The organism is Sphingobacterium sp. N143, from assembly GCF_030325625.1.
Taxonomy (GTDB): domain Bacteria; phylum Bacteroidota; class Bacteroidia; order Sphingobacteriales; family Sphingobacteriaceae; genus Sphingobacterium.
Window position 1 is genome coordinate 187,362 of sequence record NZ_JACAIS010000005.1, and the last position, 26,261, is coordinate 213,622.

The 26,261-nt window shown below is 39.2% G+C and carries 27 protein-coding genes; 3 read left to right on the plus strand and 24 right to left on the minus strand.

Translation table 11 applies throughout. From position 1 onward, the window contains the following. Positions 1-74: 74 nt before the first annotated feature. The 5 genes from hmpA to HX021_RS11850 are packed head-to-tail and all read right to left on the minus strand — an operon-like array spanning position 75 to position 3,008. Complete coding sequence (hmpA, locus tag HX021_RS11830) at positions 75-1,283, minus strand: NO-inducible flavohemoprotein (RefSeq protein ID WP_286590560.1); 1,209 nt, start codon at positions 1,281-1,283, stop codon at positions 75-77. A gap of 56 nt (positions 1,284-1,339) precedes the next feature. After that, positions 1,340-1,777, minus strand: coding sequence for an RrF2 family transcriptional regulator (locus tag HX021_RS11835; RefSeq protein ID WP_286590562.1), 438 nt, complete (start codon positions 1,775-1,777; stop codon positions 1,340-1,342). A gap of 17 nt (positions 1,778-1,794) precedes the next feature. After that, positions 1,795-2,175: a group III truncated hemoglobin gene (locus HX021_RS11840; RefSeq protein ID WP_286590563.1), complete on the minus strand. Its 381-nt coding sequence runs from the start codon at positions 2,173-2,175 to the stop codon at positions 1,795-1,797. A gap of 22 nt (positions 2,176-2,197) precedes the next feature. Then, entirely contained in the window at positions 2,198-2,470 is a 273-nt protein-coding gene (locus HX021_RS11845) for a hypervirulence associated TUDOR domain-containing protein (protein ID WP_286590565.1), read from the minus strand. A gap of 19 nt (positions 2,471-2,489) precedes the next feature. Further along, the gene (locus HX021_RS11850; protein WP_286590567.1) at positions 2,490-3,008 is read right to left on the minus strand and encodes a DUF488 domain-containing protein; all 519 of its coding nucleotides are present in this window, start codon (positions 3,006-3,008) and stop codon (positions 2,490-2,492) included. A gap of 229 nt (positions 3,009-3,237) precedes the next feature. On the opposite strand from HX021_RS11850, the gene HX021_RS11855 reads away from it, so the two are divergent. Both HX021_RS11855 and HX021_RS11860 read left to right on the plus strand, forming a co-directional pair. Further along, positions 3,238-3,600, plus strand: a complete 363-nt coding sequence (locus HX021_RS11855; RefSeq protein WP_286590568.1) for a DUF488 domain-containing protein — start codon at positions 3,238-3,240, stop codon at positions 3,598-3,600. A 19-nt stretch (positions 3,601-3,619) separates the two neighbouring features. Beyond that, the gene (locus HX021_RS11860; RefSeq protein WP_286590569.1) at positions 3,620-3,931 is read left to right on the plus strand and encodes a cupin domain-containing protein; all 312 of its coding nucleotides are present in this window, start codon (positions 3,620-3,622) and stop codon (positions 3,929-3,931) included. Positions 3,932-3,934: 3 nt separating this feature from the next. Here the strand turns inward: HX021_RS11860 and HX021_RS11865 are convergent, their stop codons facing one another. Genes HX021_RS11865 through mutS form a run of 3 tightly spaced genes read right to left on the minus strand, consistent with a single transcriptional unit; the run spans position 3,935 to position 7,774 of the window. Next, positions 3,935-4,429, minus strand: coding sequence for a metallophosphoesterase family protein (locus HX021_RS11865; RefSeq protein WP_286590570.1), 495 nt, complete (start codon positions 4,427-4,429; stop codon positions 3,935-3,937). A gap of 3 nt (positions 4,430-4,432) precedes the next feature. Continuing rightward, the gene (locus HX021_RS11870; protein ID WP_286590571.1) at positions 4,433-5,140 is read right to left on the minus strand and encodes a tRNA1(Val) (adenine(37)-N6)-methyltransferase; all 708 of its coding nucleotides are present in this window, start codon (positions 5,138-5,140) and stop codon (positions 4,433-4,435) included. Between the two features lie 27 nt (positions 5,141-5,167). Further along, positions 5,168-7,774 carry a DNA mismatch repair protein MutS gene (gene mutS, locus HX021_RS11875; RefSeq protein ID WP_286590572.1) on the minus strand — a complete coding sequence of 869 codons (2,607 nt, stop codon included), beginning with the start codon at positions 7,772-7,774 and terminating at the stop codon, positions 5,168-5,170. Positions 7,775-7,867: 93 nt separating this feature from the next. On the opposite strand from mutS, the gene mtgA reads away from it, so the two are divergent. Continuing rightward, positions 7,868-8,632, plus strand: a complete 765-nt coding sequence (gene mtgA, locus HX021_RS11880; protein ID WP_286590573.1) for a monofunctional biosynthetic peptidoglycan transglycosylase — start codon at positions 7,868-7,870, stop codon at positions 8,630-8,632. 104 nt (positions 8,633-8,736) lie between these two features. Here the strand turns inward: mtgA and HX021_RS11885 are convergent, their stop codons facing one another. From HX021_RS11885 to HX021_RS11960, 16 genes are all read right to left on the minus strand, one after another. Beyond that, positions 8,737-9,192 (minus strand): ABC transporter ATPase, encoded by a 456-nt coding sequence (locus HX021_RS11885; RefSeq protein ID WP_286590574.1) that lies wholly within the window; start codon positions 9,190-9,192, stop codon positions 8,737-8,739. 26 nt (positions 9,193-9,218) lie between these two features. Beyond that, positions 9,219-9,764, minus strand: a complete 546-nt coding sequence (locus tag HX021_RS11890) for a DUF420 domain-containing protein (RefSeq protein ID WP_286590575.1) — start codon at positions 9,762-9,764, stop codon at positions 9,219-9,221. A 9-nt stretch (positions 9,765-9,773) separates the two neighbouring features. Next, positions 9,774-10,502 carry an SCO family protein gene (locus HX021_RS11895; RefSeq protein ID WP_286590576.1) on the minus strand — a complete coding sequence of 243 codons (729 nt, stop codon included), beginning with the start codon at positions 10,500-10,502 and terminating at the stop codon, positions 9,774-9,776. A gap of 5 nt (positions 10,503-10,507) precedes the next feature. Continuing rightward, positions 10,508-10,885, minus strand: coding sequence for a cytochrome C oxidase subunit IV family protein (locus HX021_RS11900; protein WP_286590577.1), 378 nt, complete (start codon positions 10,883-10,885; stop codon positions 10,508-10,510). A gap of 26 nt (positions 10,886-10,911) precedes the next feature. Beyond that, on the minus strand, positions 10,912-11,658 hold the full coding sequence (locus tag HX021_RS11905; RefSeq protein WP_286590578.1) for a cytochrome c oxidase subunit 3: 747 nt from the start codon (positions 11,656-11,658) through the stop codon (positions 10,912-10,914). 9 nt (positions 11,659-11,667) lie between these two features. Next, positions 11,668-12,249 (minus strand): cytochrome c oxidase subunit 3, encoded by a 582-nt coding sequence (locus HX021_RS11910; RefSeq protein WP_286590579.1) that lies wholly within the window; start codon positions 12,247-12,249, stop codon positions 11,668-11,670. Beyond that, positions 12,249-13,154, minus strand: a complete 906-nt coding sequence (cyoE, locus tag HX021_RS11915) for a heme o synthase (RefSeq protein ID WP_286590580.1) — start codon at positions 13,152-13,154, stop codon at positions 12,249-12,251. The genes HX021_RS11910 and cyoE overlap by 1 nt, the downstream gene beginning before the upstream one ends. A 73-nt stretch (positions 13,155-13,227) precedes the next feature. Beyond that, a complete protein-coding gene (locus HX021_RS11920; protein ID WP_286590581.1) occupies positions 13,228-14,277 on the minus strand; it encodes a COX15/CtaA family protein in 1,050 nt (349 codons plus the stop codon). Positions 14,278-14,352: 75 nt separating this feature from the next. Then, positions 14,353-16,224, minus strand: coding sequence for a cytochrome c oxidase subunit I (locus HX021_RS11925; protein WP_286590582.1), 1,872 nt, complete (start codon positions 16,222-16,224; stop codon positions 14,353-14,355). Between the two features lie 28 nt (positions 16,225-16,252). Beyond that, a complete protein-coding gene (locus tag HX021_RS11930; protein WP_286590583.1) occupies positions 16,253-17,590 on the minus strand; it encodes a cytochrome c oxidase subunit II in 1,338 nt (445 codons plus the stop codon). A 43-nt stretch (positions 17,591-17,633) separates the two neighbouring features. Continuing rightward, the gene (locus HX021_RS11935; RefSeq protein WP_286590584.1) at positions 17,634-18,869 is read right to left on the minus strand and encodes a quinol:cytochrome C oxidoreductase; all 1,236 of its coding nucleotides are present in this window, start codon (positions 18,867-18,869) and stop codon (positions 17,634-17,636) included. 19 nt (positions 18,870-18,888) lie between these two features. Beyond that, a complete protein-coding gene (locus HX021_RS11940; protein WP_502959004.1) occupies positions 18,889-19,527 on the minus strand; it encodes a c-type cytochrome in 639 nt (212 codons plus the stop codon). Then, a complete protein-coding gene (locus tag HX021_RS11945; RefSeq protein WP_286590586.1) occupies positions 19,511-20,047 on the minus strand; it encodes a DUF3341 domain-containing protein in 537 nt (178 codons plus the stop codon). Before HX021_RS11945 ends, HX021_RS11940 begins: the two co-directional genes overlap by 17 nt. Positions 20,048-20,053: 6 nt before the next feature. Continuing rightward, entirely contained in the window at positions 20,054-21,538 is a 1,485-nt protein-coding gene (nrfD, locus tag HX021_RS11950; RefSeq protein WP_286590587.1) for an NrfD/PsrC family molybdoenzyme membrane anchor subunit, read from the minus strand. Between the two features lie 29 nt (positions 21,539-21,567). Further along, a complete protein-coding gene (locus HX021_RS11955; RefSeq protein ID WP_286590588.1) occupies positions 21,568-24,582 on the minus strand; it encodes a TAT-variant-translocated molybdopterin oxidoreductase in 3,015 nt (1,004 codons plus the stop codon). Between the two features lie 37 nt (positions 24,583-24,619). Then, the gene (locus tag HX021_RS11960; protein WP_286590589.1) at positions 24,620-25,882 is read right to left on the minus strand and encodes a cytochrome c3 family protein; all 1,263 of its coding nucleotides are present in this window, start codon (positions 25,880-25,882) and stop codon (positions 24,620-24,622) included. Positions 25,883-26,261: the final 379 nt, after the last annotated feature.

The following is a 26,261-nucleotide window of genomic DNA, read 5'->3' on the forward strand; positions in this document are numbered from 1 at the left end:
ACAGAATAAGCACTAGCGTCAAAAACACTAGTGCTTAAATTTACTAAACAACTCTACTATATGGAAAACTAAACTTAATTGACTTGAAGTGACGCCGGACCAAATTCCTCAAAATGAATAGCTGTTTTTGGTACATTATGCTCAATCAGAAAATTATAATGCTTTGCGATAAATGCACCTGGTCCGCAGATATAATACTCTGCCTGCTGATGTATAATTTCCTCTCTGATTTTGGATAATTCGACCCAACCCTCATAATATGAACTATCTTCCACCTCTAATTGATCATAGAAAATATGCTGATTGACATTGGTATTCGCATGTGCAATCTCGGCGATACGATCCTTAAATGCATGCACTGCTTCGTTGCGACAACCGTGCACCCAGGTAATCGGCACATCAACATTTTTATTGTTGGCTACTAATTCTTCCAACATCGATAACAATGGGGTCTGACCAACACCGCCACTAATAAAGACCTTCGGTTTAGCGGCCTCGTTTTGCAAAACAAAAACACCAGCAGGTGCTGACAGATCAACTAGATCTCCCTCATTGATATGATCATGGAGGCGGTTGCTAATCATTCCGTCAGGGTGAATACTTCCTGCTTCACGCTTAACTGAAATACGATAGTATTTTCCATTGGGCTGACATGAAATGCTATATTGACGAGGTTGTAAAAGATCTAATTCAGGCAAGAATAGACGCAAACTGATGTATTGACCAGGTAAAAAATCCGCTACTGGACCACCATCTGATGGGTATAGATAAAATGAAGTGATTTCAGTTGATTCTTGGATTTTATGTTTCACAACGAACGGTCTCCATCCTGCCCATCCACCAGGTTTGCTAGTCTGTTGTTCATAAATTTTTTGCTCATGACCACTCATCAAAGAAGCTAATTGCTGATAAGCAGCGGTCCATGCTTCCAAAAGCTCTGGGGTAGCACCATCCCCTAACACTTCGCTGATTGAAGCGATAAGATGTCTCCCGACAATTGCATAATGCTCAGGCCGAATATCTAAACTCGTATGTTTATGACCAATATTATTAACAACAGGCATTAATACAGAAGGATCTTCAATATGTTCAGCGTACGCTAATACGGCCATGGCCAACGCTGTTTGCTGCTTATTGTTCCGCTGATTTCCCATATTAAAAACATGTTTCAGTTCTGGGTTGTGCTCAAACATCCGATTGTAAAAATGGCTTGTTAATAATACACCGTGCTCTTTAAGAATTGGCACTGTAGCCTTTACCAGATTTTTTTGATCTACTGTCATTTTAAATGAATATTAATAATAAAAGATATTTTTGTCTTTTATTTAGTGAAAAAATTTTACTTGTTTAATGTCAACTGCCCAGCAATTAGCTCATAATTAAATTGCCCTATCGTTGTAGTATTCAACATAAGAGTCAGTTTATTTCTTACTTCCTTAAAATCGTTATGCAATGGACAGGGGTTTTCCTCCGAACAGTAACTTAATCCCAAACCACAGCCTGTAAACAGCTTCTCCCCTTCAAATGCAACAACAATCTCTGCCAATGGTAGGTCCAACCCTTTTGAATCTAAATAAAAACCGCCGTTTGGCCCCTTTATAGACTGAACCAAACCATCTTTACTCAATTTTTGTAAAATCTTAGCTAGAAAATGCTCTGGAGAGTCAATATGCTCCGCTATTTCCTTAATACCTGACCGATGACCTTCTTGAGATCGCTGCGCAATATAAAACATTGCTCTCATTGCATACTCACATGTTTTAGAAAATATTCCCATAGCTAGATCCCCGATTGTTATAGCATCGGATTAATATGATTAGTTCTATAGTATGTAATCTTGGATAAGAAAACAGTTGCCATCTTATCTCCTCTCCATTTCGCTTCATCTGCAACCACACCTTCAAAATATTCATCAACTGTCTCGTGCCACAAAAAGATCCAACGATTAAAATGGGTAGCATCAATTGGCATTTGCGCATGAACAGGAAAGGGGCTATCGCCGTAGGTATGTTCACCAAGCAAAATCGTCTGCCAAAAACGATACATTTTTTGCAGGTGTGTATCCCAATTTATAATCCGATCATTAAACACAGGACCTATAGTTGGATCATTTTTTACTTTAGCATAGAATGAATCCACTAAAAGCCGAATGTCTGAAATAGTTGTAATATCCATTATCAATCCTATAAACTAATCACTAATGCGATAGAACAAAGGTATAAAAAACAAATAAAAGATAAAAACATCTTTTACTATTTTTTTTTATTTTTATCAAAGCGTTACCCTTATGAGCAGCTATGTGATCTGATTTATCACTTTTAATTTCATACTGGGGGTTTTCGGGGTTCGCATGATGAGTATACCCTTTGTAATCAAAATTTTCAAGATGTACGTTAACAATTACTCCAGATACCTCCCCTGCTTCAGAATTCCATTTCACATGATCACCAATTTTAAACTCTTTCTTCATTATATTTACAATTATCATTTTAAAAATTGTATGTCAACTCACCGTTCACAATATGAGCAACACTTGTGTATGGGTGTTCTTTTACCTTGCCAACTCCCATGATATGCCAAACTTCCCAGTCTCTGACTTTTAAATAGTCCGAAATCAAGGATCGATGACAACGCCACCACAGTGCTTCCGCACACATATAGACAGTTAATTGCTTTGTGGCTAAAGATTCTAATCGCGTTATTGATTTATCAAATGCGCTACTTTCCATATAATCAGCGTACCCTTGAAAAGATTTATTTTTCCAAGCATAATTCTTCGAATCTGGCTGAACCGCTCTTCGTCCTCCCAGATCAATCAAATGGAGATAATCAATTCCAGCTTCCCGAAGCGCCTTACTCAAAAATAGCTGATTAAATTGAGGATATTTTCTCGAATTCGGAAAACGTCTTACATCTACCAATAATTGAATATAAAATGAGCCCAGCATTTCCAAAAATTTTTCCAAACTATGATTAGAATGACCAATTGTATAAATAACTCTTCCCATCTGTCTCTTCAATTCAAACGCCAATTTATAGAACTCAACCTAACAAAGAAACAAGCAGTAAATACATTTGTTTTTATCCAATTTCCTTTAAACTTCCCACCACTTAATCATTATTCGATATATTTTCATTAAATTTTCTTTAACTTTATATCAGCCATGAAAACTGTAGGTCATTTTTACAGAACAACAAAAGCATCAGATTAAATTGTTGCATTAATAATCAATAATCATGAAGATTGCCCTAAAAAGAATCTATGCGCCAACAAGTCCGACAGACGGGTTACGCGTCCTCGTAGACAGATTATGGCCAAGAGGAATTACGAAAGAAAAGGCCAATTTGTCTGAATGGAATAAGGACCTAGCTCCTTCTGAAGCACTTCGGGTATGGTTTCACCATAATCCAGAATTGTGGAATGAGTTCTCAAAAAAATATAGGATAGAACTCGAGCAGAGTAATTTTGGAAAAGAATTCCTAGTACACCATCAGCAGCAAGAGATAATTACCTTATTATATGCAGCCCACGATACTGAACATACACACGCTCTAATCCTACAAAAATATTTACAAGATTTATATCAACAACAAGTTTAACATAAATTATCAAATCATTATGCAAACAGCTTCTATTTTTCAAAACATCACTTATCATGAAAAGCATCCCAAAATGGATCTTTTATTGGAAACAGAGAGCAGCAAAGAATACCGTCTGGCTTTTGCCAAAGGACAATATTTGAAAGAGCATAAAACTGCTGCTTCAATTATTGTAGAAATTATTGATGGCTGTATTGACTTTGGGATAAAAGGAAGCAAAACCACATTGACCAAAGGCATGCTTGTCGCCTTGGAGCCGGAAACACCACATGATCTTTTTGCGGTAACAGAGAGTATTGTCCGTCTTTCGGTCATAAAACAGCCCAAATAGGGCTTAACGTTCTTTAAGTTCAATCACTTCCAGATTCTCAATCTTGTCTTTGTTGATCTCAAAACGCATTAATGTCCTGACTTTATGCCAGCCATGTTTACCTGCTGCCCCCGGATTAAGGTGAAGGCAATGAATCTTCGGGTCAAAAATAACTTTAAGGATATGTGAGTGTCCAGTAATAAACAATTGGGGCGGATCTTGCATCAGTTCGCTTTTGATGCGGGGCGCATATTTACCAGGATACCCACCGATATGTGTCATCCATACCCTTACTTCTTCACAGGTAAATCTTAAGTCCTCCGAAAATCGTAAGCGGATATCTTTACCATCTATGTTTCCATACACAGCCCGTAGAGGTTTAAAGGCTTCCAAACGATCCGCAACATCCACATCACCAAAATCTCCGACATGCCAGATTTCATCACAATCAGCAAAATAGGTGAAGACAGATTCATCTAAATAAGAATGTGTGTCCGAAAGAAGTCCAATTTTTGTCATCGTTTAAAAAGCTAAAAAGTAAGCTGCTAAAGCTTGCTTGTATGATTCTGAATAAACACCTTTAGATGAATAGATTACAAATTTCCGTAGCTGGATGCTTTCAATAGGCTGACGTTCAAATAGCACAATTTTTCGAATGATAGGTTCCCCCTCAAAGGAACTGATTTGAATTTCTCCGGTGCAATGCAATCCTTTTTCTGCCGACAATTGCACGACTGTTTCAGCCAGGCGCGTCGGCAGGATCAGAGCCAGCTTACCATCCACACTCAAACGCTCTACCGCAAAATCCAAAAGTTCCCGAAAGAAATCCAGGTCAGTATGCCGCGCCAATTTCTTCCGTACATCTGGGTTATGCAGGGAGTCTGTATAAAAAGGTGGGTTTGACACAATAAGATCATAATGGCCTGTCATTTCCAATTGTTGAAATGAAGTAGCATATAATACAAGTCTTTCTCTAAAAACAGAGTTTTTGAAATTCTTATCGGCCATTTTCGCTGCAAGCAGGTCGATTTCTACTGCTTCGACAAGCCCGCTTTCAATGCGCTGGGCTAACATGAGGGCAATGACTCCTGTTCCTGTCCCCACATCCAATACTCTTTTAGGGGTATCTATATCAACCAATGATGCCAATAGGACCCCATCCGTATTGATCTTCATCGCACAGTCAGACTGATCAATCTCAAATTGTTTAAATCGAAATATCGAAGCCATGGGTCAAAGACTTAATATCAAACCTAATTAATTCTTTAATAAACGCTGAATTTCGTCCAGCTTCATCAAAGCCTCAACAGGAGTTAAGGAATTCACGTCCAAATTGTTCAGCATATCCCTGATCTTGTTTAGCACCGGATCATCTATAGCAAACATTTGAAGTTGATAGGCCTGTTTCTGGATTTTGCGCATACTGTCTTTGATCTGCTCTCCTCCGGTACGTTCCTGTTCCAATCGTTTTAAGATCTGATTGGCCCGACTCAACAATTTTGGGGGCATTCCAGCAAGTTTGGCCACATGAATCCCGAAACTATGTTCGGATCCTCCCGGCATCAATTTGCGCAGGAAAATTACTTTGTTATTGACCTCCTTTACCGTTACATTATAATTTTTGATACGTTCTAATGAGGTCGTCAGTTCATTTAATTCGTGGTAATGCGTGGCAAAAAGAGTTTTTGCTTTGGCCGCAGGATGGTTATGTAAAAATTCTGCAATGGCCCAAGCTATCGAGATCCCATCATAAGTACTTGTCCCCCTTCCAATTTCATCCAGCAAGATCAGGCTCCGATCAGACAAATTGTTCATGATACTGGCCGTTTCGTTCATTTCCACCATAAACGTAGATTCGCCTGAAGATAGGTTATCTGAAGCACCAACCCGGGTGAAAATCTTATCAACCAGGCCGATTTTAGCTTCCTTTGCCGGTACAAAACAACCTATCTGTGCCATAAGTACAATTAATCCTGTCTGACGTAATAAAGCCGATTTACCAGCCATATTAGGCCCTGTGATAATAATGATCTGTTGTGTCGTTGGATCCAGAAAAGTATCATTGGTAATATAATCCTCACCTATCGGCAAATTCTTCTCAATAACAGGGTGCCTTCCTCCCTTAATATCCAAGACCTTACTGTCACTGACCTCTGGTTTGGTATAATAGTTCTTCTCTGCAACAACAGCAAAATTGAGCAAGACATCCAGCTTGGCTAAAAGTTGGGCATTAAGCTGAATAGGTTTGATGTACTCAGCAATAGCATGCAATAATTCTGCATACAGTTTATTTTCCAAAGCCTGTATTTTCTCCTCGGCACCAAGAATCTGTTCTTCATATTCCTTTAATTCTTCCGTAATATAACGTTCTGCATTCACTAATGTCTGCTTACGTATCCACTCCGTTGGAACCTTATCTTTATGCGTATTCGTTACCTCCAGGTAGTAACCAAATACATTATTAAAGGCAATTTTTAGTGAAGGGATTCCAGTTAGTTCCGATTCTCTCTTTTGTATTTCAAGCAGATAGTCTTTCCCACCAAAAGCAATTTTGCGTAATCTATCCAACTCAGTATCAACTCCATCAGCAATTACACTTCCTTTATTGATGGCGACTGGAGGTTCAGCTTGCAGCTCCTGCTCGATCCGCGCACGAATACTTATACAGGCATCCAATTGATCTGAAATACTTCGTAGTGATTCTACATCCTTTTTGTCGCTGAGTTCCTTTAATTTTTCGATGGCATATAAAGCACGCTTCAGCTGAACAATCTCTCTCGGGTTAGCTTTTTGGAGTCCAATCTTTGAAATCAAACGTTCCAGATCTCCAACCTGCCTGATCTGCACAATCAGTTCATCCCTCAAATCAGGGTTATTAAAAAAGAAATCCACGACATTTAAGCGCTCCTGAATACTTTTCTTATCTTTTAATGGCATCACAATCCAGCGCTTTAATAACCTTGCCCCCATAGGGCTGGCCGTATGGTCCAGTACATCGGACAATGTGATCGCGTTCTCGTTCATCGAACCGATCAATTCCAGATTGCGAATGGTAAACCGATCGAGCCACATAAACCGATCTTCTTCAATACGAGAAAGAGTAGAGATATGTTGTAGGTTACGGTGCTCCGTCTCATTAAGGTAATGCAATGCAACTCCGGCGGCAACAATTCCGGCAGTCATACGGTCAACACCAAAACCTTTCATCGAAGACACCTCAAAGTGTTTTAACAAAGTTTCAGATGCATAATCACCGGTATAAGGCCATTCATCTAAAAAATAGGTATAATACTGCGCACCGAACTGCTCAATAAAATCCTTACTTTGTCTTTTGGGAAGTATAACTTCCGTGGGTTTAAATCCTTGCAACAATTTATCAATATAGGAGAGGCTTCCTTGAGCAACCAGAAATTCACCCGTCGAAATATCAAGAAAAGAGACACCGATCTTCTCTTTTTCCATATAAATTGACGCTAAGTAATTATTCGATTTTTGTTGGACTATATTATCATTGTAAGAAACACCAGGTGTAACAAGTTCCGTGACGCCCCGTTTGACGATTGTTTTCGTCGTTTTCGGGTCCTCCAGCTGATCACAGATTGCCACACGTTGACCGTCCCGAACTAACTTCGGGAGATAAGTTTCCAAAGAATGATGTGGAAAGCCCGCCAAAGCTGTTTCCGATTCCGAACCATTTCCCCGTTTCGTTAATACAATGCCCAAAATCTGGGCTGCCTTAATTGCATCCTCACCAAATGTCTCGTAAAAATCGCCAACACGGAACAACAATAATGTACCAGGATACTTAATCTTGATCGCATTATACTGCTGCATCAACGGGGTTACTTTTTTTTCTTTTGCCAACGTTAAAAATCAAATTTGTGAAGCGTAAAAATAGGATAATCATTTCCATTAAACAAGAATATACACTAAGTTTGTATCCGAAAAAATTTAGTCATGGCCATCAAGAGATCTGGGAAACGAAATATCTCCAGTAAGAAAAAAAATACCTTTAAGAAATTTTCCTTCAATCCACTGAAGTCAATTAAATCACCTATTCTCCGCTTCATCAGCGGGGCAATCTTATATTTTATCGGCATCAGCCTTTTTTGGGTGATTAGTCTGCGATTCATCAATCCACCGGTTACCTGGCTGATGATTCAACGGGGTTTTGAACTAAAAGAGCAAGGTAAAGGATTCAAATTGGAAAAGAACTGGTTAGACTATGATGAGCTTTCAACAAATCTAAAACTTGCGGCTATCGCAGGAGAAGATGCCCATTTTATGACACATTGGGGATTTGATTTAAAAGGTATACAAAATGCCATCAAAAAAAATGCCCAAGGTAAAACACTGCGGGGTGGTAGCACGATTAGTCAGCAAGTTGCCAAAAATGTTTTTCTATGGCCTGGACGCTCTTGGCTTCGTAAAGGCTTTGAGACCTACTTTACAATTCTAATCGAAACACTTTGGAGCAAGAAACGTATTCTTGAAGTCTATCTTAATGTGATAGAAATGGGCCAAGGCGTATATGGTGCCGACGCAGCTGCAACATACTACTTTAACAAAGCAGGTAGTAAGCTCTCAAGAAAACAAGCTGCTTTGATTATTGCCATCTTACCTAATCCACGTCAATGGGATGCCCGGCATCCTTCAGCTTACGTCAATAGAAGAGCAAATGCCATTGCAAAATACATGCATCATTATACCATTCCGGAATAAAAGATGATAATTGGCATCGACGGATGCTGATCATTTTATAATATCCATATAAATAAAAAAGCCATTAGTGAAATGGCTTTTTTATTTATGCGAGATGATGTTCGTTATGCAAACAATCTTTTATGCCAGCTTTCCTTAAAAGGAATTTCCCAGGCATTTTCCAATTGATGTTCATAAGTAATCGTATTATCAAAAACAATGGTGCTGTCATCTATTTTTCCCCCAGCCAGTAATTCTTTAAAACCAGAACGGTCGACTACTTCGATACCATTGCTTGACTTATATGCAAATTGCATCCGGTCGAAAAGTTGGATACCATATTGTTCTTCAACTCCTTTTAAAAAACGAACGGAGCTATCGATAGAACAGCCCGAGGCTGCGGCAACATCCTCATCAACTTTCAAAATAATAAATAGATTGTCCCGTAATTCGGCCGAAGCAGACAAGGGTTTTCCGTGGACTTTCCATTGTTCCGCAAAATCCAACAATGCTGTAGATATCTGCCGACTTTCTTCGGCAGACAAAATACGGTCCGCCTGATAGATCCAAATTCGTTTCATGAGCAAACTTCTTTCCTATGTTAAAACTAACTGATATAATAAGGTGAAATCATCAAATAAACGATCACACCAGTGACAGCAACATAAAGCCACATGGGATAAGTTATGCGTGCCAATTTTTTATGTCGCGCATAAGATCCCGAAATACCTCTTACAAATGTAAAAAGGACAAATGGAATAATAATAATTGAAAGCAGGATATGGGTGATCAAAATAAAGAAGTAAATCGGTCTTAATATCCCCTCTCCGCCATATTTAGTTTCGATTGATGTCATATGATAAGCGACATACATCGCTAAAAAAGCCAAAGAACAAGCAATGCACAATTTTACCAGACGTTCATGTAAAGACTTATTTCCCTTCTTGATCGCAGCAACTGCCCAAAACAATAAAATTGCAGTAATGCCATTGATCGTTGCATAAATTGGCGGTAAAAAAGTCAATGGTTTAACATGATAACCCAACTTTTGCAAATTCACAGAAAAAAGAACCGCAACGACTAAGGGGATCACAATAGACAACAGCCAAATCCATTTGCTGTATTTCTTTTCTTTAATTAGATGTTCTTCCATAGGTATTAACTATCTCTTTTGTTCAATTGTAGCTGGATGGTTTCGTATCTCCTCCACCAACAATAGTTTAATTTCATCTTCAAGACGATCAACATCAGTTTTTGCATTAATATCGTACACCCCTCTTATCCGTCCTTTGGTATCAAGTAAAAGATAGTTGGAACTAATAATAAACGGTTTGCGCCCATCTTTGTTAACATGTGCATCCTGCAATAAACTTTCCTTGGCAAAGGTAAAGATATCAACAGAAGGATCTGTCACAAAAAACCAAGATTTAGTCCACGGCTTGTAAACTTTCGCGTATTGAGCCAACACCTCCGGTGTATCAAATGCTGTATCAACTGTAATAGAATACAGTTTGACCTTCTTATTCTGAATAAAACGAATAGCAATCTGATCTAACTTTTTAACCATTGTTCGAGACAAAGAAACATCTTTGGAATACATCAAATGGACAACTGAAAGTGTTGTATCATTGTCCAACAAATGCACCGGCTTACCATCGTAATTAACAAAATCAACAGGAGAAACAGTATGATATATAGTATCCGGGATATCCCGCCCCCACTTACGATGTGTTGTTCCAGGGACTTCCTTTTTACCAAAAATTGGCAAGGAAGCATAGCTATTGGAACCACTTTTATTTAGTATAAAATATAAAAATCCTGGCAATAAAAGAATTACGACCAGGACTATTACTTTTTTTATACCTTTCTTTTGTCCAGTATTATTACTCATTCACGTTATTTATTTGGAAAAATAAGATGCTCTTGAAATGCTGTACCCAAGAAATCACCCTCAATCAATAATAGAATAATGAAATATATAATAAATATAAAGACTATACCAACCGTTACAATAAAGCTTGATTTTTCGAATTTCAAGTGCATAAAGAATGCAACAATATAATAAGCTTTAACTAAGGTAAGAACAATATAGATCGTATTAACCAATGTTCCTTTCGCTAAAATCTGCCAGTGGTGTACAAAGCCTAGAGCGATTAAGAACTCCAAACAAGTAAGGGCTAGAAGTACACCAAATACTCTCCATATAGCCTTTTTATCCATCCCACCTTCGTGAGCATGCTCTCCATGAGCGATATTATCTTGATATTGTGACATAGCTGTTTTGTAATTAATATTATTAACTATACAAGGTAGAAAAGTGTAAACACGAATACCCACACCAAATCCACAAAGTGCCAATATAAACCGACTTTTTCAATCATTAAATATGATCCTCTTTTCTCAAATGTATTATTTAAGGTCATACACAAGATGATGATGTTCAAAATAATACCAACAGATACGTGAAAACCATGGAAACCGGTAATTGTAAAGAAAAGATTTGCGAATTGTAACGCCGAAGTATACGATACATCTCCGGTAAAGAAGTGTCCCAATTTCTCAACTACATTTCCACCCTCCATATGTGTAGCAATATCAGTAGCAGGGTTACGTCCAAACCAAAAACCTTCATGGTGCAAATGGGTCCATTCCAACGCCTGACAACCAACAAAACAAAGACCACCGAGAATTGTCCAAAGCATCCATTTAACAACCTCTTGCTTCGAATTTCGATGCCCAGCTTCTACGGCCAAAACCATCGTTACTGAAGACATAATCAAAATAAAGGTCATCAAACCTACGAATACCAAAGGTTGACCTTCATCAGTAATTCCTGGAATAGATTGAAAAACCTTATCCGGATCTGGCCAAACAGCATGTGAAAAACGTTGTGCCCCGTAATAAACCAAAAATGCAGAAAATGTGAAGGCATCCCCTACCAAGAAAAACCACATCATGATTTTTCCATATTCTAAGTTCCAAGGTGACTTACCCCCATTCCATGGTCCGGTCTTTACCTTGTCCAATTGCGATACTGTTGTACTCATTGTTTACTATTATTGATTCAAAAGTAAGAAAACATATATATAAATCCATAAAAGATCGAGAAAATGCCAAAAAATACTGGCAAGATCCATGCGGAAAAGATTGCCATCTTTAGGAAGTTTAGTTATTCCTATAATAGCGACAACCAACACGATCAACCCCGCAATAATATGTGCCAAGTGCAAACCTGTAAATGCATAAATAAAAGACTGTGATGCATTGTTATTCACAAAATAGACACCTCTGTCTGTTAAAACACTCCAAGCATGTACCTGTAATGCAAAAAACACGATACCCAAAACAAAAGTTATCAATAAAAATAATCTCTGTTTGGTTGAATCATCATTTTTAGCCGCCTTATGTGCTAAAAACATCGTCAGACTACTGACCACTATACTTAGTGTACTATAGATAAACGTATCTGGCAGTAAAGTCTTGATTCCCTTGTCCACGCCACTTGCCGAATATACAATGAAACCACTGGACCATGCGGCAAACATCATGAACATCCCCAACATACCCAACCATAGGCTGAATTTCTGGGCCTTTCTCTGTACTAACTTCTCGTCAGTTTCTGTTTGTGTATCTAACATTATTTCAAAGGAATAAAGTTAAGTAATAATACGAGCTGTGTCACAGGCAAATAGATAAACGAGGTAAACATAACTTTCTTTGCCGAAGGAATATCACAATTCCTAAATAGCAAATAGCCATAATAACCAAACATCAATCCACCAATCACGGACACGATAGTAAACCAAATTCCACCAAAGCCAAAATAATAAGGTATAAAACCTGCTGGAATCATCAATAATCCTGAGATGAATACCATAAAAGCCGATATCTTATCACGTTTTGTAGTCGGCAACAACCGGAATCCTGCCAATTTATAGTCGTCATCCACCACCCAAGCAATTGCCCAGAAATGTGGAAACTGCCATAGAAATTGGATAACAAACAACACGAAAGGAATAATAATAATAGCTGCTTCGTTATGTCCACTATAATAGGCCAGATCATCCTGTGAAAAAGCTGCATAATATCCAATCAATGGAGGAAATGCACCCGGAAATGCGCCCACAAACACTGCTATTGGTGATTTTCTTTTTAAAGGTGTATAGATGAATGCGTAAAGTAGAATACAAAACACCGACAATAAGCCAGCGACAAAATTTAACCGAACAAGAACCAAAGTACCTAAAATCCCCATAAAGACACTCAATACCAGTGCTTGTCCCGTTGTCATCCGGCCAGAAGGCAGTGGTCTGTCTTCCGTACGTTTCATCAACTTATCCAAATCTTTCTCAATGATCTCATTAAAACCATTAGCAGACCCTGTAACCAAAAACCCGCCCAATGTCAACAACAACCAATTAAACCAAAAGATATCACCTTGCTGTTTTGATCCGATCAGAAAAGCAATTGACGCGGAGAATACTACGGTCAATGTAAGTCTTAACTTAACAAGCTTGTTGAAATCCGAAATAAATTCTTTCATAATTAAAAGAGACCTCCTACTACCAGTGTACTTAAACACATACTTTTAAACATAAACATCTCGAATTTCAACATTAATGCCTTTGCTTGTTCAACAATAATAAAAGGTAAAACTGGGCACCAAATAGTAGTGTACCAATGACCAAATGTGTTGTCTGTGCAAATGCAGGTATTGCATATCGAGCTAAGATAATTCCTGATAGCATTTGGATACCCACTAAGATCAAAGCGATCAGAGCAAACTTAAATTGCCTAGAACCGCTATTGAAGCTGGTGCGGACCAAAAAGAATAATACAATAACTAAAATCAAAGAACAATATGCCAACCATCGATGTACTTCGAATTGTTGGCCAATAGTCGTGATAAAATCGGTACGGGCAACAGCAGAATCCGTCAATAGATCCACTTCTTCCCGAACACCTGTGCCCACGATTACCTGTGTCAACATCAGTAAAATTGACACTATTGCAAGCACCTTTAAAACACCTAAAGAACGATTACTAACCAATACAGTTTTGTCGCGTAGCGTAACAGCCTTGAAATAAGTATATATACTGATACAAACAATTACAAGCGCCAAAAGCATATGTACGGTAATGATCCAAGGCATTAGATTGGTTGATACAACGATCGAACCCAACCAGGCCTGAATGACCACCACAAAAAGATTAATCACTGACCAAACAACGATCGAACCTTTTGATTTTAAATAGGTGAAAGAATAAATTGCAGTAAATAACAAACAGAATCCTGAAATGACACCAACTAAACGGTTGATATACTCCGTCCATGTTTTTGCGACATTAAACTCTTCATGTTGCAAAATGCTTTTGTCCGTCCGGAGTTTATACGCCATTTCTTTGTCGCCAAAAAATTCTACAATCTTGGCAAATCGTTCGTTCTTCTTTGCTCTTCCTTCAATATAATGTTGTTCATACCCTTGCGGTAATTGTGAAATATCCGTTGGCGGAACAATACGGTTAAAACATTTGGGCCAATCTGGACAGCCCATGCCCGAACCAGTACTCCGAACAACCCCTCCAGCAATAACGACCAGAAACAATACGATGATCGTTATAAAATTGGTCTTTATAAATCGCTTCTCAGCAGCTGGAAACATCATACTACCCCTACCTCTTAAATATAAACTCGTATAGCATAGAGTAGGTACCATCCCTACTCTATCCTAATTAAATGATTAATCTTTTCTACCATTTTGAGCATTCCATTCTGCTTGGATACGCTCAGCTTCCTCATCTCCTTCAAAGTCATGAGGTAAGTTAGAACCCATGGTCTCAGAGAAAGGAACATGTTGAGGAATAAAGTCCTCACCATGACCTGGCTTACTATAGTCATATGGCCAACGGTGTACGGTTGGAATTTCTCCAGGCCAGTTACCATGGATATGCTCCACAGGTGTAGTCCACTCCAAGGTATTTGCTTGCCAAGGATTTTGAGACGCTTTTTTACCTTTATAGATGGATGAGAAGAAGTTCCATAAAAATGCTACTTGTCCAAATGCAGCAATAATCGCTGCCCAAGTGACCAATAAATTCACTGACACCCATTTTTCCATAAAAGCAAACTCCGTAAATGCATAGTAACGACGTGGCACACCATCAATACCCATAAAGTGCATTGGGAAGAAGACCAGGTAAGCGCCAATGAACGTCAACCAGAAGTGTAAATAACCCAATTTTGTATTCATCATACGACCGAACATTTTAGGATACCAGTGGTAAACCCCACAAAGCATACCGAAAATCGAAGCCGATCCCATTACCAAGTGGAAGTGGGCTATAACAAAGTAAGTATCGTGCAAATTGATATCTAAGGTTGCATTTCCTAAGAAAATACCAGTTACCCCACCAGAAATAAAGAAAGAAACCATACCAATAGCAAACATCATTGCAGGAGTGAATCGAATATTTCCTCTCCATAATGTTGCAATGTAGTTAAATGCTTTTACTGCAGAAGGAACGGCGATAATCAACGTTGTGATCATAAATACACCACCTAAGAATGGACTCATACCTGTCACAAACATGTGGTGTCCCCACACGATCATGGATAAAGTACTAATACCTATCAAAGAGTAAACCATGGCATGATAACCGAAGATTGGTTTACGTGAATTGGTTGCAATAACTTCAGAAGTTATACCAAATGCTGGCATGACAACAATATATACCTCAGGGTGCCCCAAGAACCAGAACAAGTGCTGGAATAAAATTGGGGAACCACCTTCATTTGGCAAAATTTGACCTTGAACAACCAAATCCGACAAATAGAAAGATGTTCCGGCCGAACGGTCAAAAATCAAAAGAACAACGGCAGATACCAAAACTGGGAATGACAACATACCTACAATGGCAGTTAAGAAAAACGCCCAGATTGTCAATGGCATTTTCCATAGATCCATCCCTTTTGTACGCATGTTCAAGATCGTACTGACGTAGTTGATACCACCGATCAACTGTGAAGCGACGAACAAAACCATACTAATTAACCACATGGTCATACCAGTTCCAGAACCAGATATAGCGGTAGGAACAGCCGATAATGGCGGATAGATTGTCCAACCCGAAGATGCTGGCCCACTTTCAACAAAAAAGGAGCCAATCATAATAACAGAGGCAACAAAAAACAACCAATAAGATAACATATTCATCGTTGGTGAAGCCATATCCCGTGCACCAATTTGGTAAGGGATTAATAAGTTACTGAAAGTACCCGATAAACCCGCCGTTAACACGAAGAATACCATAATAGTACCGTGAATAGTCACTAAAGATAGGAAGAAGTCCGGTCTGATCCGACCACCCTCAGCCCATTTACCTAAAAAAACTTCTAAAATTGGAAACTCCTTATCCGGCCATGCTAGCTGGATACGAAATAGGACGGATAACATCATACCAAAAACTGCCATGATGATACCGGTGATCAAAAATTGCTTGGCAATCATCTTGTGGTCGCCAGAAAAGATATATTTTCTGATGAAAGATTCCTCGTGATGATGTCCATGCGAATCGTGATGTTCAGCGCTATGCGATATTACTGTACTTGACATATTCGATTTTATATTCAAAAATTCTTAATTAGTTCAAAGATGCTGTAACCTGTACGCTATCCTTTTTTATGTTAGCTGTTTTACCACTGAACTCTTTTTGCAGATCCTCAGTAAAATATTTATTTTGTTTCGCTAACCACTCTTTGTATTCAGCTTCAGTTACGACAACAACTTTCTTTTGCATGTTGTAGTGACCCTGACCGCAAATTTTATTACATAACATGACAAAGTCATAGTTATAATCTCCCAAACGTTCACGCATTTCCTCTGTTGTTACAGTCGGTGTGAACTGGAAGTAGTTGGTCATACCTGGTACCGCATTGATTTGAACACGGAAATCAGGAATATAGAAAGAGTGAATAATATCTTTAGAAATGATATGGAAACGAACTGATTTATTCACTGGAAGTACAATATCTGCTCCCTGGATATCATCCCAAGAATTTTTATCATTAAAGTCAATACCGTAAGAATTTGTTGGTGTCGTCATTTTATAGTTACGTTTACCAATAATTCCATCAGAACCTGGATAGCGCACTTGCCATTGGAACTGCTCGCCCAACACTTCTATCTGTAAAGCTGATTTCCGAAGATCTTCTGGAACATTTGTAATTGTTCTCCAAGTAAAGAAACCAAACAATACCAAGATTGTCAAAACGATAGCTGGTATAATTGTCCAAATTTTTTCAATCGTATTGTTGTGTGGATAATAAAATGCCTTATGGTTATGGCGCATCCTATAAATATATGGGAAGGATAACAATAAGATATGGGTAACTAGCATTACAAATGTAGCAATCGCCGTTGTGATAATAAACATATTATCAATATGAACACCATGTTCTGTAGCTGCTGACCTCCAGTACGCAATACCCCAATGTTTATATGTCCAATAAACACCAAAAATAAATGCTACTAGGAAAATTAAGAACAATACTGATTGGAATGTGTTATTCGCAAACGGATTGTATTTACCGTTCATCTTGCGTGTCAATTCATAGATAGAAAGTACTTTACCGATAACGGCAACAATGGTACAAACAACCAAGAACAACAACACATAATATGTGAAGTTTTTGTAAACCTGAGGGTCTATTTGCTTCACTTCTTCAACAGCAGGAGCAGCTGCGCTAGCCTCAGTAGAAGAACTAGCAGATGCAACAGCTGCAGTACCTGCTGCCGCTGTTGTATCTTTTGCAACCGAATCCGTTGCTGCAGGGGCTGCTACTTCAGTAGTCGCCACTTTAGCAGAATCAGATGCTACTGTATCTTGTTGACTTGCAAGGATAGGATTTGCAAAAAGCAACCCTAGTGCAAGCACAAAACCCGAGATGGATTTGAATCTATTATTTAATTTAAAGCTCATTTCTTTTATAACGTTTTTACGTAACCTTCCTTTAAAAGTGAAACTATATTTGGTGATGCAAACTCTCGTCCAAGAACGGATGATTTTTAGCTACCAAGCCTTGTTTGCTCAGTCTGCTCATTACCAAAAATGTAAACAAACCTAAGAAACCAAGTGCAGTTCCAATTTCGATGACACCAAATCCTCTGTGCTCAGCTACAGTTCCTGGCATAACCATAATATAGTAATCCAACCAGTGACCTGCCAACAATAAGATCGCTACGAACAACATCACATTTTGTTTACGTTTAGCATCGCGATCCACCAATAGTAACAACGGCGCCACAAAGTTAATGATAATACTTAACCAAAACCAAGGCTTGTATTCAGGTTCCCAACGTTTGTAGAAGTAAACTGTTTCTTCCGGAATGTTTGAATACCAAATCAACATGAATTGTGCAAACCAAACATAGGTCCAGAAGATGGAGAAGCCGAACATCAATTTACCTAAATCATGTAAATGATTTTCGTTTACCCAAGCCATATAACCAGCTTTCTTCAATACAATTAAGATGACCGTAATCGCACATAAACCACTCACCCACATGGCAGCAAAGTTGTACCAGCCGAACATCGTAGAGAACCAGTGTGCTTCCAATGACATAATCGTATCAAAAGACCAGATTGGAGTTGTAAAACCAAAGATAACCAAGAATATAGCAGACAATTTGAATGATCTCTTGTAAGAAGCCAAACCACCTTCTAAATCCTCTTTATAAGAAAGTTTCGCAAGGATTACTGCAAAAATACTATAGATACCCATAAATATGATTTGACGAGTCAAAAAGAAAGGTACATTTAAGTAAGCAGATTTTCCTTCGATGATAGGGTCATAATTAGGGCTATTTGGATCAGTGATTCCCTCTGCATGCCAGTGATGGTATAGGTTATGTGTTGTTAGACCTAGGCCTACAATAACCAATAAAATCAATGATGCAATCGGCAAAACACTCGCCATAGCCTGAGGTATACGCAAAAGTCCAGCAGACCATGAAGCTTGCGTTACATATTTCAAGGCAACGAAGAATGCTCCAGCTGCGCATACACATGTAAAGTAATAACCCATCAATAACAAGTTGGCATATGTACGCTCTACAGTATGCGAATCGCCCGAAAGCAATCCGAAAGCTACAGCAGCTATACCTAGTACAACAGCGATAATACTGAACAATTTCGCTTTGCCAGCAAACTCGTATCGCTCGTTGAAATTATAATCGTGATGATGACTGTGAGTTCCCATTTATATATCTGATGTTAGATTATTTCTTTTGTAATTCGTGAACATACATAACAACTTTCCATCTCTCTTCAGGAGACAATTGAGATGCATGAGATCCCATGGAGTTATGACCATAATAAATCGTATGGTAGATTTTACCATCTGTCAAGTCAGCCATCAGACCACCTCTTGAGGAGTTAGCCGCATCAGTTCTATGATAAGATGGCGGCGGCGGGAAGTTCTCTAATTGACGAGTACCTCTTGAATCCGTCACGCTACGATCTTTTGTAAGCGGACCATCCCCTTTACCTTCTACCCCGTGACATACTGAACAATAGGTTGTGAATAAAGCTTTTCCTTTTTCAAGGTTTTCAGCATTGACAACCAACGGATTTTTCACTTCGGCGCCGGCACGTACATAATCTTCTAATGTATTGGCGTACTCAAAACGAGTGAAACCAATAGGATCTGTACCTTTAGGAGGTGTTTGTGCTGTTTTTCCATCAGCAAAATTCGCATTAGGTTGATCCGGGTTAAAAGCTAACGGATCGTACATGTTACGAGAAAACTCCAAACCTGTACTACGAGTTGTTTTGTCACCACAAGAAGAAACAAGTGCTGTCAATGCCACAGCTGCGCATACAGTTCCAAGTAAATTCTTCTTATTCATAGCTAACATATTTTCTATCATTGTACTTAACTTCAACAGCACCAGCTTCTTTCAATAAACTATCGATCAAAGCGTGATCTGTATTTTCTTTGGCATCTACGGCAAGGATGAAACGGTCATCTGTTGCTCTCAAGTCCATTACGCGAGGTGCACGGCCTGGGAACAAGTGGTTACGGAAGAAAAACGTAGCAACCATACCCAAAGCACACAATAAGATGGTAACCTCAAATGTCACAGGGACAAAGTTTGGCATACCAAAAGATGGCTTACCACCGATATTCATCGGCCAATCGTATACCATGGTATAGTACAACAAACTAAAACCTAATGTCGTTCCTAATGCTCCAAAGCAAAATGCTGCGATAGGCAAGCGAGAAGGTTTAACACCTAACTTCGCTTCGATGCCGTGGATAGGCATCGGAGTAAAGCAGTCATAAATACTTATATTGTTTGCTTGCAATTTGTCGATCCCATGCATCATTTCATCGGGATCCGCAAAACTACCTAATATATATTTTGTATTGCTCATTGCTGATTATTTTCTAACTGATAATTCTTTAATCTCTTCTTCTGTCACTGAATCATATTTTTCCAATGATTCTTGGAAGTACTCAACTTGCTCTGCAGGGAATGCGCCTTCTTGAGCCAATTTAGTTTTGTGTTGTAATGACGATGATTTCAACAACAATTTAACTTCGGCAATTGCGATACCTGGCAAGAAACGTAAGAACAACAAGAATAACGTAAAGAATAATCCAATTGAACCTACAAAGATACCTACGTCTGTCCAAGTTGGGTAGAACATTGCCCAAGATGAAGGCAAGTAATCACGGTGTAATGAAGTCACGATAATTACAAAACGCTCAAACCACATACCGATATTTACCACAATAGATAGAATCCATGAGATCGGAATACTTGTACGGATTTTTTTGAACCAGAATAACTGCGGAGAAATTACGTTACAAGTCATCATTGACCAATACGCCCAAGCGTATGGACCCAACATACGGTTCTCGAAAGCATACATTTCGTATTCTGAACGAGAGTACATGGCGATAAATAACTCGGTTAAGTAAGCCACACCCACGATAGAACCAGTCGTCATGATAATGATATTCATTGACTCAATGTGGAACATCGTGATGTAGTTCTCAAAGTTCATTACTTTACGTAAGATCAACAATAAAGTCTGTACCATCGCGAAACCGGAGAAGATCGCACCTGCCACGAAATACGGCGGGAAGATCGTCGTGTGCCATCCAGGGATCACCGAAGTTGCAAAGTCCATGGATACGATGGTGTGTACAGAAAGTACCAGTGGTGTTGAAATACCTGCCAAGATCAATGACACGATCTCAAAACGTTGCCAAGTCTTTACAGATCCATTCCAACCGAATGATAATATAGAATAAATCCGTTGTTTCAACCCAGTAGCACGGTCACGGATAGTCGCGATATCAGGCAACAAACCACAGTACCAGAATACCAACGATACTGTAAAATATGTTGAGATCGCGAACGCATCCCATACCAATGGGGAGTTAAAGTTTACCCAAAGTGATCCAAATTGATTTGGAAGCGGGAAAATCCAATACGCCAACCAAGGACGCCCCATGTGAGCCACAACGTAGGTAGCCGCACAGATTACCGCAAAGATCGTCATCGCCTCAGCGGAACGGTTGATGGAATTACGCCAGTTCTGACGGAAGATTAATAATACAGCTGAAATCAACGTACCAGCGTGACCAATACCTACCCACCATACGAAGTCGGTGATATCCCAAGCCCAGCCTACAGTTTTATTCAGACCCCAAGCGCCGATACCTGTCCAAAAGGTATAACTAACGCTCACTACCCATAATAAAGCACCTAGTACAGCAACGGTAAAACCGATCCACCATGCTTTATTTGGTTTATTTTCAACCGGTAATAAGATATCATCCGTAATTTTTGCATACGTGATGTCTTTACCGGTCATTAATGGTTCTCTTAATATTGATTCGTTATGCGATGACATAGTATTTTTATTTCAAATATTGTACAAGATTACGCCTCAAAAGTGTTTCTAACTTTTGTCATATAACCGATACCCGGTTGAACATTGATTTCCTCAAGTACGTAATAAACACGCTCATTGCGCAATGCTTTAGATACTTCAGATTCTGGATCATTCGCATCACCAAAGATAATTGCATTTGCCGAACATGCTTGTTGACAAGCCATTTGGATATCGCCATCTTTCACTTTGCGATTTTCAATCTTAGCCTGCAATTTACCTGCTTGGATACGTTGGATACACATTGAACATTTCTCCATAACCCCACGTGAACGAGTCACTACATCAGGATTCAACACCAATTGTGTGAACTCATTGTTCAAGTAGTTGTCAAAACGTGAATCATTCCAGTAAGCAAACCAGTTGAAACGACGTACTTTAAATGGACAGTTGTTTGCACAGTAACGTGTACCGAAACAACGGTTGTAAGCCATATGATTCAAACCTTCTGAAGAGTGTACTGTTGCCAATACCGGACAAACCGTTTCACAAGGTGCGTGACCACAGTGCTGACACAACATCGGTTGGTGAACAACAGTGATATTTTCGAAATCCAAATCAGCCGAAGCTTTCGCAATTTCTTTCTCTTTTGTCAGATCTTGATCTTTGCCTTCGATGGTATAGTAGCGGTCAATACGCAACCAGTGCATCTCACGACGACGACGAACCTCATCGCGACCTACCACAGGAATATTATTCTCTACGTTACAAGCAACGATACAAGCACCACAACCTGTACATGCGTTCAAGTCGATCGCCATCACCCATTTGTGTCCTGGCTGCTCATATTTGTTCCACAAATCGTACGTTTTGTGATTATCTGTAAAACGTCCAGCCTCGGAGTTAGGATCTTTCAAATATTTCGCAAAGGTAGTCTCACGGATAATGTTACGACCTTCGATGGTGTGGTGTGTTTGTGTCTGGGCCAATTGGTAAGTTCCAGCAGCTTTCGCTACTGTTGCTTTAGCAACACCTTGAACAGTACCATTGATGATAGAAGCAAAAGGGAATGCATTTTTACCGACTTCGTTACCCGCTTTACCAACTTTGGTACGACCGTAACCGACAGCGATGGAAACAGTTCCTTGTGTTTGACCTGGTTGTTGTACAACTGGCAATTCCAACTCAACACCGTTAGCTTTTACAGTAACCTTGCCATCTTCACCCAACCCTAATTTCTCAGCGTCTTTCGGGTTAAGAGCAGCATAGTTATCCCAAGTTACTTTAGAAACTGGGTCAGGCAATTCTTGCAAGTAAGCGTTATTCGCATAGCGACCATCACGAAGACCCGCAGGCTCGTAAAGTTTCAACTCAAACTCACCAGTGATTGCTTTGCTCGAAGCTTCAATTGCAGCAGCGGCAGCAGCAGCATTTCCAGTAAACGCTGGAGCCGTAGCTGTTTTAGCACCTTTATATTCAAAACCAGTTTGCAATACAGCATCCCAGTTTTTTGTAGAACCAGCTAAGATCTGTGTAGACCACAAGTTCTTAACAAAGTTGTACATATCTGTATTATTTCCTGCCCAAGTCAATAAGCTTTGCTCAACTTGACGGGTCTGGAAAACAGGATTGATTGTTGGCTGAATGATAGAATACAATCCTTCTTTTGGATTAGCATCACCCCAAGACTCCAAGAAAGTACTTGCTGGAGCGATTGCCGTCAATTCAGAAGCCGTCTCATCAGCACGTTGTGCAAACGATAAGGTAAAAGGAATTTGCTTCAATGCTGCTTTTACATCATCTGCTTTGAAGTAGTCATACACAGGGTTGCTATTCAGGAAGAATGCAACACCAACTTGTCCGCCTTTCGCTGCAGCTAAGAAAGCCTGGAATGCAGCATCAGAACCTTGAACTTGTTTAGAATAGTTGTCCAAGTCGATAACCGTACCGTATGCACCTAAAGCAACGTTGATCGCATTGACCAATACCTGAACATTCACATCGTTTGAACCGGCAACAACAACAGCAGCACCCTTGCTGTTCACCAGTTCTTTCGCTGCCAATGCTACACCTTTTTGTGCTTTTTTGTTTGCCGTCGCACCAGCCAGGGACTGACCAGTGATCGCATTGTATAAAGCGATCAAGGTAGCACCTTCTTCAGAAGGTTTAATTGCAATACGTGCATCTGCATTGGTACCAGTCATGGAAAGACCAGATTCAAATTGCACATGACGCGACATTTTTCCGTTTTTCAACGATTTGTAGTCACGATTTTTAGCATATTGTTGTGTGTGCTCTTCACCTGCCAACCAAGTTCCCAAGAAATCAGCTGCCACTGAAACGATCACATTCGCTTTATCAAAGTTGTATGAAGGGACAACAGCTCTACCAAATGAAGCTTTATTCGCTTCGATAATACCACTGTAAGATACAGCATCGTATTGTACATGGTTAACGGTTGGGTATTTCGCTGCCAATGCAGCAATAGCTGCTAATGTAGAAGGGCTGTTTACCGTGTTAGAAACGATCGTAATTTGTTTACCAGAAGATGCAGCCGCAGTCAATGCTTTAACAACTTCCCCATCCAATTTAGACCACTCTACATCTTGACCTTTCAATTGCGCTTGTTTCAATTTAGATTCATCGTATAAATCTAATACCGAAGCAGCAGTCGTTGAATCCAAACCTTGGTTTAAACCGATTGCGTTAGGATTAGGTTCAACATTGATCGGACGACCTTCACGAGTTTTAACCAAAATACTTTGACCATTGAATGTCGAAGCATAATAGTTAGGGATACCTGGAGTTATTTCTTCAGGTTTAATCAAATAAGGAACTGCCTTATGCACAGGAGTACGGTTACAAGCCGCTAAAGAAACAGCACCCAAACCAAATCCTAATGCCTTCAAGAAGTCACGGCGAGGAGTTTTCGTACTCAAGCCAGCTTCATTTAATACATCTTCTACGGGAATAGATTCGGCAAACTCACCCTTACTTCCCTCAACGAAAGCAGGAGTTTGATTTAACTCTTCCAAACCTTTCCAATATTTTTTATTGCTATCCATTTAAGCTGTATATAAGATTGCGTATTTCAAATAATTATTAATAGTGACATTTACCACACTCAAGACCACCGATCATGGCTGCAGTCATTTTCTCACCTTTTTTAATTCTTTCGTGTGCTTTGATCAGATCTTCATAATATTTATTATCTGATTTGATATCTGTCTTTTTATGACAATCCACACACCATTTCATCGTCAATGGAGAATATTGATATACTTCTTCCATATTTTGGATCGGACCGTGACAAGTCTGACATTCTACTCCTGCCACCACAACGTGTTGTGAGTGATTGAAATAAGCAAAATCAGGCAAGTTGTGAATACGAACCCATTGAATTGGCTTCGGATTATCACCGTAAGTACGCGTCTCAGGATCCCAGTCCAAAGCACGGTAGATCTTCGCAATTTCCGGAGAAATTTCACCATCATAATGCTCAGAAGCTGTTACCGTATTATGACAGTTCATACATACGTTAGCCGATGGAATAGATGCATTTTTTGACTTAAATGCACCACCGTGACAGTATTGACACTCAATTTTATTTACACCAGCGTGGATTTGGTGTGAGAACTTGATTGGCTGAACAGGTTTATAACCCTCGTGAACACCAACATTCCACATGGTCTTCCAACCAGCCACTGACAATAAAGCCACCAACATCAAAACAGTAAATCCAACCAATTTTTTGTTTTTGACAAAAGCTTTCGCAAATTTCACAAAACGTTGGTTGTCTTCAGGCTCCTGTTGAGCTTCGATAGCTGCCTGATTTTTAGCAATTACATTTTCTAAGGTACGGATCACACGGTTCAACACCACGATAACGACAACTGCCAAAACAACAACAGCGATCAGGCCCAAAATCATGAACGTCGATGCATTATCATCTTTTGCAGCTGCACCACCTGTAGCAGCATCTTTTGGTTTTTCCTTCGACGCGTCAGTAATGTAAGCCAATACAGATTTAATCTGATCGTCAGATAAATCCGTAAAGGAAGTCATCACAGACTTATTGTACTCTTCAAAGATCTTAATAGCTTCTGCATCACCAGAGGCAATTAAAGCCTGAGAGTTACGAATCCACTTGATTAACCAAGCTTCATCTTTAGTCTCTGGAATTCCCTTCAACGCAGGACCAACAACTTTTCTGTCGATTGCGTGACAGGATGTACACTTAGATTTGAAGATTTTTTCACCTTCCTTGACATCTTGCGCATGCAACGTCGTAACGGCAAATAATAGCATCAAACTCGTTGACACCACCCTCGCAAGGCTTCCCAAAACGGATGAGATAGTTCTCATATTTAGCACTTTATACTATTTATTTGTGAATGTAAAAAATTAAATCCTATGGTTAAAGGAGCCACTACCCCCTTAACAATGCCACAAAAGTATGATTTATTAACAAATCGCTGACAATTTTGTGACCTTTAATATCAATTTATAATCATTCTAAACAATTACGTTTAAACAACGATAAAATCACGATTAAGCTAGCCATGTAGTCACATCGCTACAACTTTTCATTACGGCATTTTGTCAAATATAAGACAATTCCATGACAATTTAAAATACGGCAACACCCCGCTTTTGTACAGTTTCAAAAACATATTTTTTCCTATTAATTTCCGTAACTTTATAAAGATGGAAAACCTATTATATATGGTCTAAGTCTGGTTCC

Coding starts and splice junctions, on each gene's coding strand:
- hmpA (WP_286590560.1), bottom strand. CDS start 1,283: ATGACAGTAGATCAAAAAAATCTGGTAAAGGCTACAGTGCCAATTCTT.
- HX021_RS11835 (WP_286590562.1), bottom strand. CDS start 1,777: ATGGGAATATTTTCTAAAACATGTGAGTATGCAATGAGAGCAATGTTT.
- HX021_RS11840 (WP_286590563.1), bottom strand. CDS start 2,175: ATGGATATTACAACTATTTCAGACATTCGGCTTTTAGTGGATTCATTC.
- HX021_RS11845 (WP_286590565.1), bottom strand. CDS start 2,470: ATGAAGAAAGAGTTTAAAATTGGTGATCATGTGAAATGGAATTCTGAA.
- HX021_RS11850 (WP_286590567.1), bottom strand. CDS start 3,008: ATGGGAAGAGTTATTTATACAATTGGTCATTCTAATCATAGTTTGGAA.
- HX021_RS11855 (WP_286590568.1), top strand. CDS start 3,238: ATGAAGATTGCCCTAAAAAGAATCTATGCGCCAACAAGTCCGACAGAC.
- HX021_RS11860 (WP_286590569.1), top strand. CDS start 3,620: ATGCAAACAGCTTCTATTTTTCAAAACATCACTTATCATGAAAAGCAT.
- HX021_RS11865 (WP_286590570.1), bottom strand. CDS start 4,429: ATGACAAAAATTGGACTTCTTTCGGACACACATTCTTATTTAGATGAA.
- HX021_RS11870 (WP_286590571.1), bottom strand. CDS start 5,140: ATGGCTTCGATATTTCGATTTAAACAATTTGAGATTGATCAGTCTGAC.
- mtgA (WP_286590573.1), top strand. CDS start 7,868: ATGGCCATCAAGAGATCTGGGAAACGAAATATCTCCAGTAAGAAAAAA.
- HX021_RS11885 (WP_286590574.1), bottom strand. CDS start 9,192: ATGAAACGAATTTGGATCTATCAGGCGGACCGTATTTTGTCTGCCGAA.
- HX021_RS11890 (WP_286590575.1), bottom strand. CDS start 9,764: ATGGAAGAACATCTAATTAAAGAAAAGAAATACAGCAAATGGATTTGG.
- HX021_RS11895 (WP_286590576.1), bottom strand. CDS start 10,502: ATGAGTAATAATACTGGACAAAAGAAAGGTATAAAAAAAGTAATAGTC.
- HX021_RS11900 (WP_286590577.1), bottom strand. CDS start 10,885: ATGTCACAATATCAAGATAATATCGCTCATGGAGAGCATGCTCACGAA.
- HX021_RS11905 (WP_286590578.1), bottom strand. CDS start 11,658: ATGAGTACAACAGTATCGCAATTGGACAAGGTAAAGACCGGACCATGG.
- HX021_RS11910 (WP_286590579.1), bottom strand. CDS start 12,249: ATGTTAGATACACAAACAGAAACTGACGAGAAGTTAGTACAGAGAAAG.
- cyoE (WP_286590580.1), bottom strand. CDS start 13,154: ATGAAAGAATTTATTTCGGATTTCAACAAGCTTGTTAAGTTAAGACTT.
- HX021_RS11920 (WP_286590581.1), bottom strand. CDS start 14,277: ATGATGTTTCCAGCTGCTGAGAAGCGATTTATAAAGACCAATTTTATA.
- HX021_RS11925 (WP_286590582.1), bottom strand. CDS start 16,224: ATGTCAAGTACAGTAATATCGCATAGCGCTGAACATCACGATTCGCAT.
- HX021_RS11930 (WP_286590583.1), bottom strand. CDS start 17,590: ATGAGCTTTAAATTAAATAATAGATTCAAATCCATCTCGGGTTTTGTG.
- HX021_RS11935 (WP_286590584.1), bottom strand. CDS start 18,869: ATGGGAACTCACAGTCATCATCACGATTATAATTTCAACGAGCGATAC.
- HX021_RS11940 (WP_502959004.1), bottom strand. CDS start 19,527: ATGTTAGCTATGAATAAGAAGAATTTACTTGGAACTGTATGCGCAGCT.
- HX021_RS11945 (WP_286590586.1), bottom strand. CDS start 20,047: ATGAGCAATACAAAATATATATTAGGTAGTTTTGCGGATCCCGATGAA.
- nrfD (WP_286590587.1), bottom strand. CDS start 21,538: ATGTCATCGCATAACGAATCAATATTAAGAGAACCATTAATGACCGGT.
- HX021_RS11955 (WP_286590588.1), bottom strand. CDS start 24,582: ATGGATAGCAATAAAAAATATTGGAAAGGTTTGGAAGAGTTAAATCAA.
- HX021_RS11960 (WP_286590589.1), bottom strand. CDS start 25,882: ATGAGAACTATCTCATCCGTTTTGGGAAGCCTTGCGAGGGTGGTGTCA.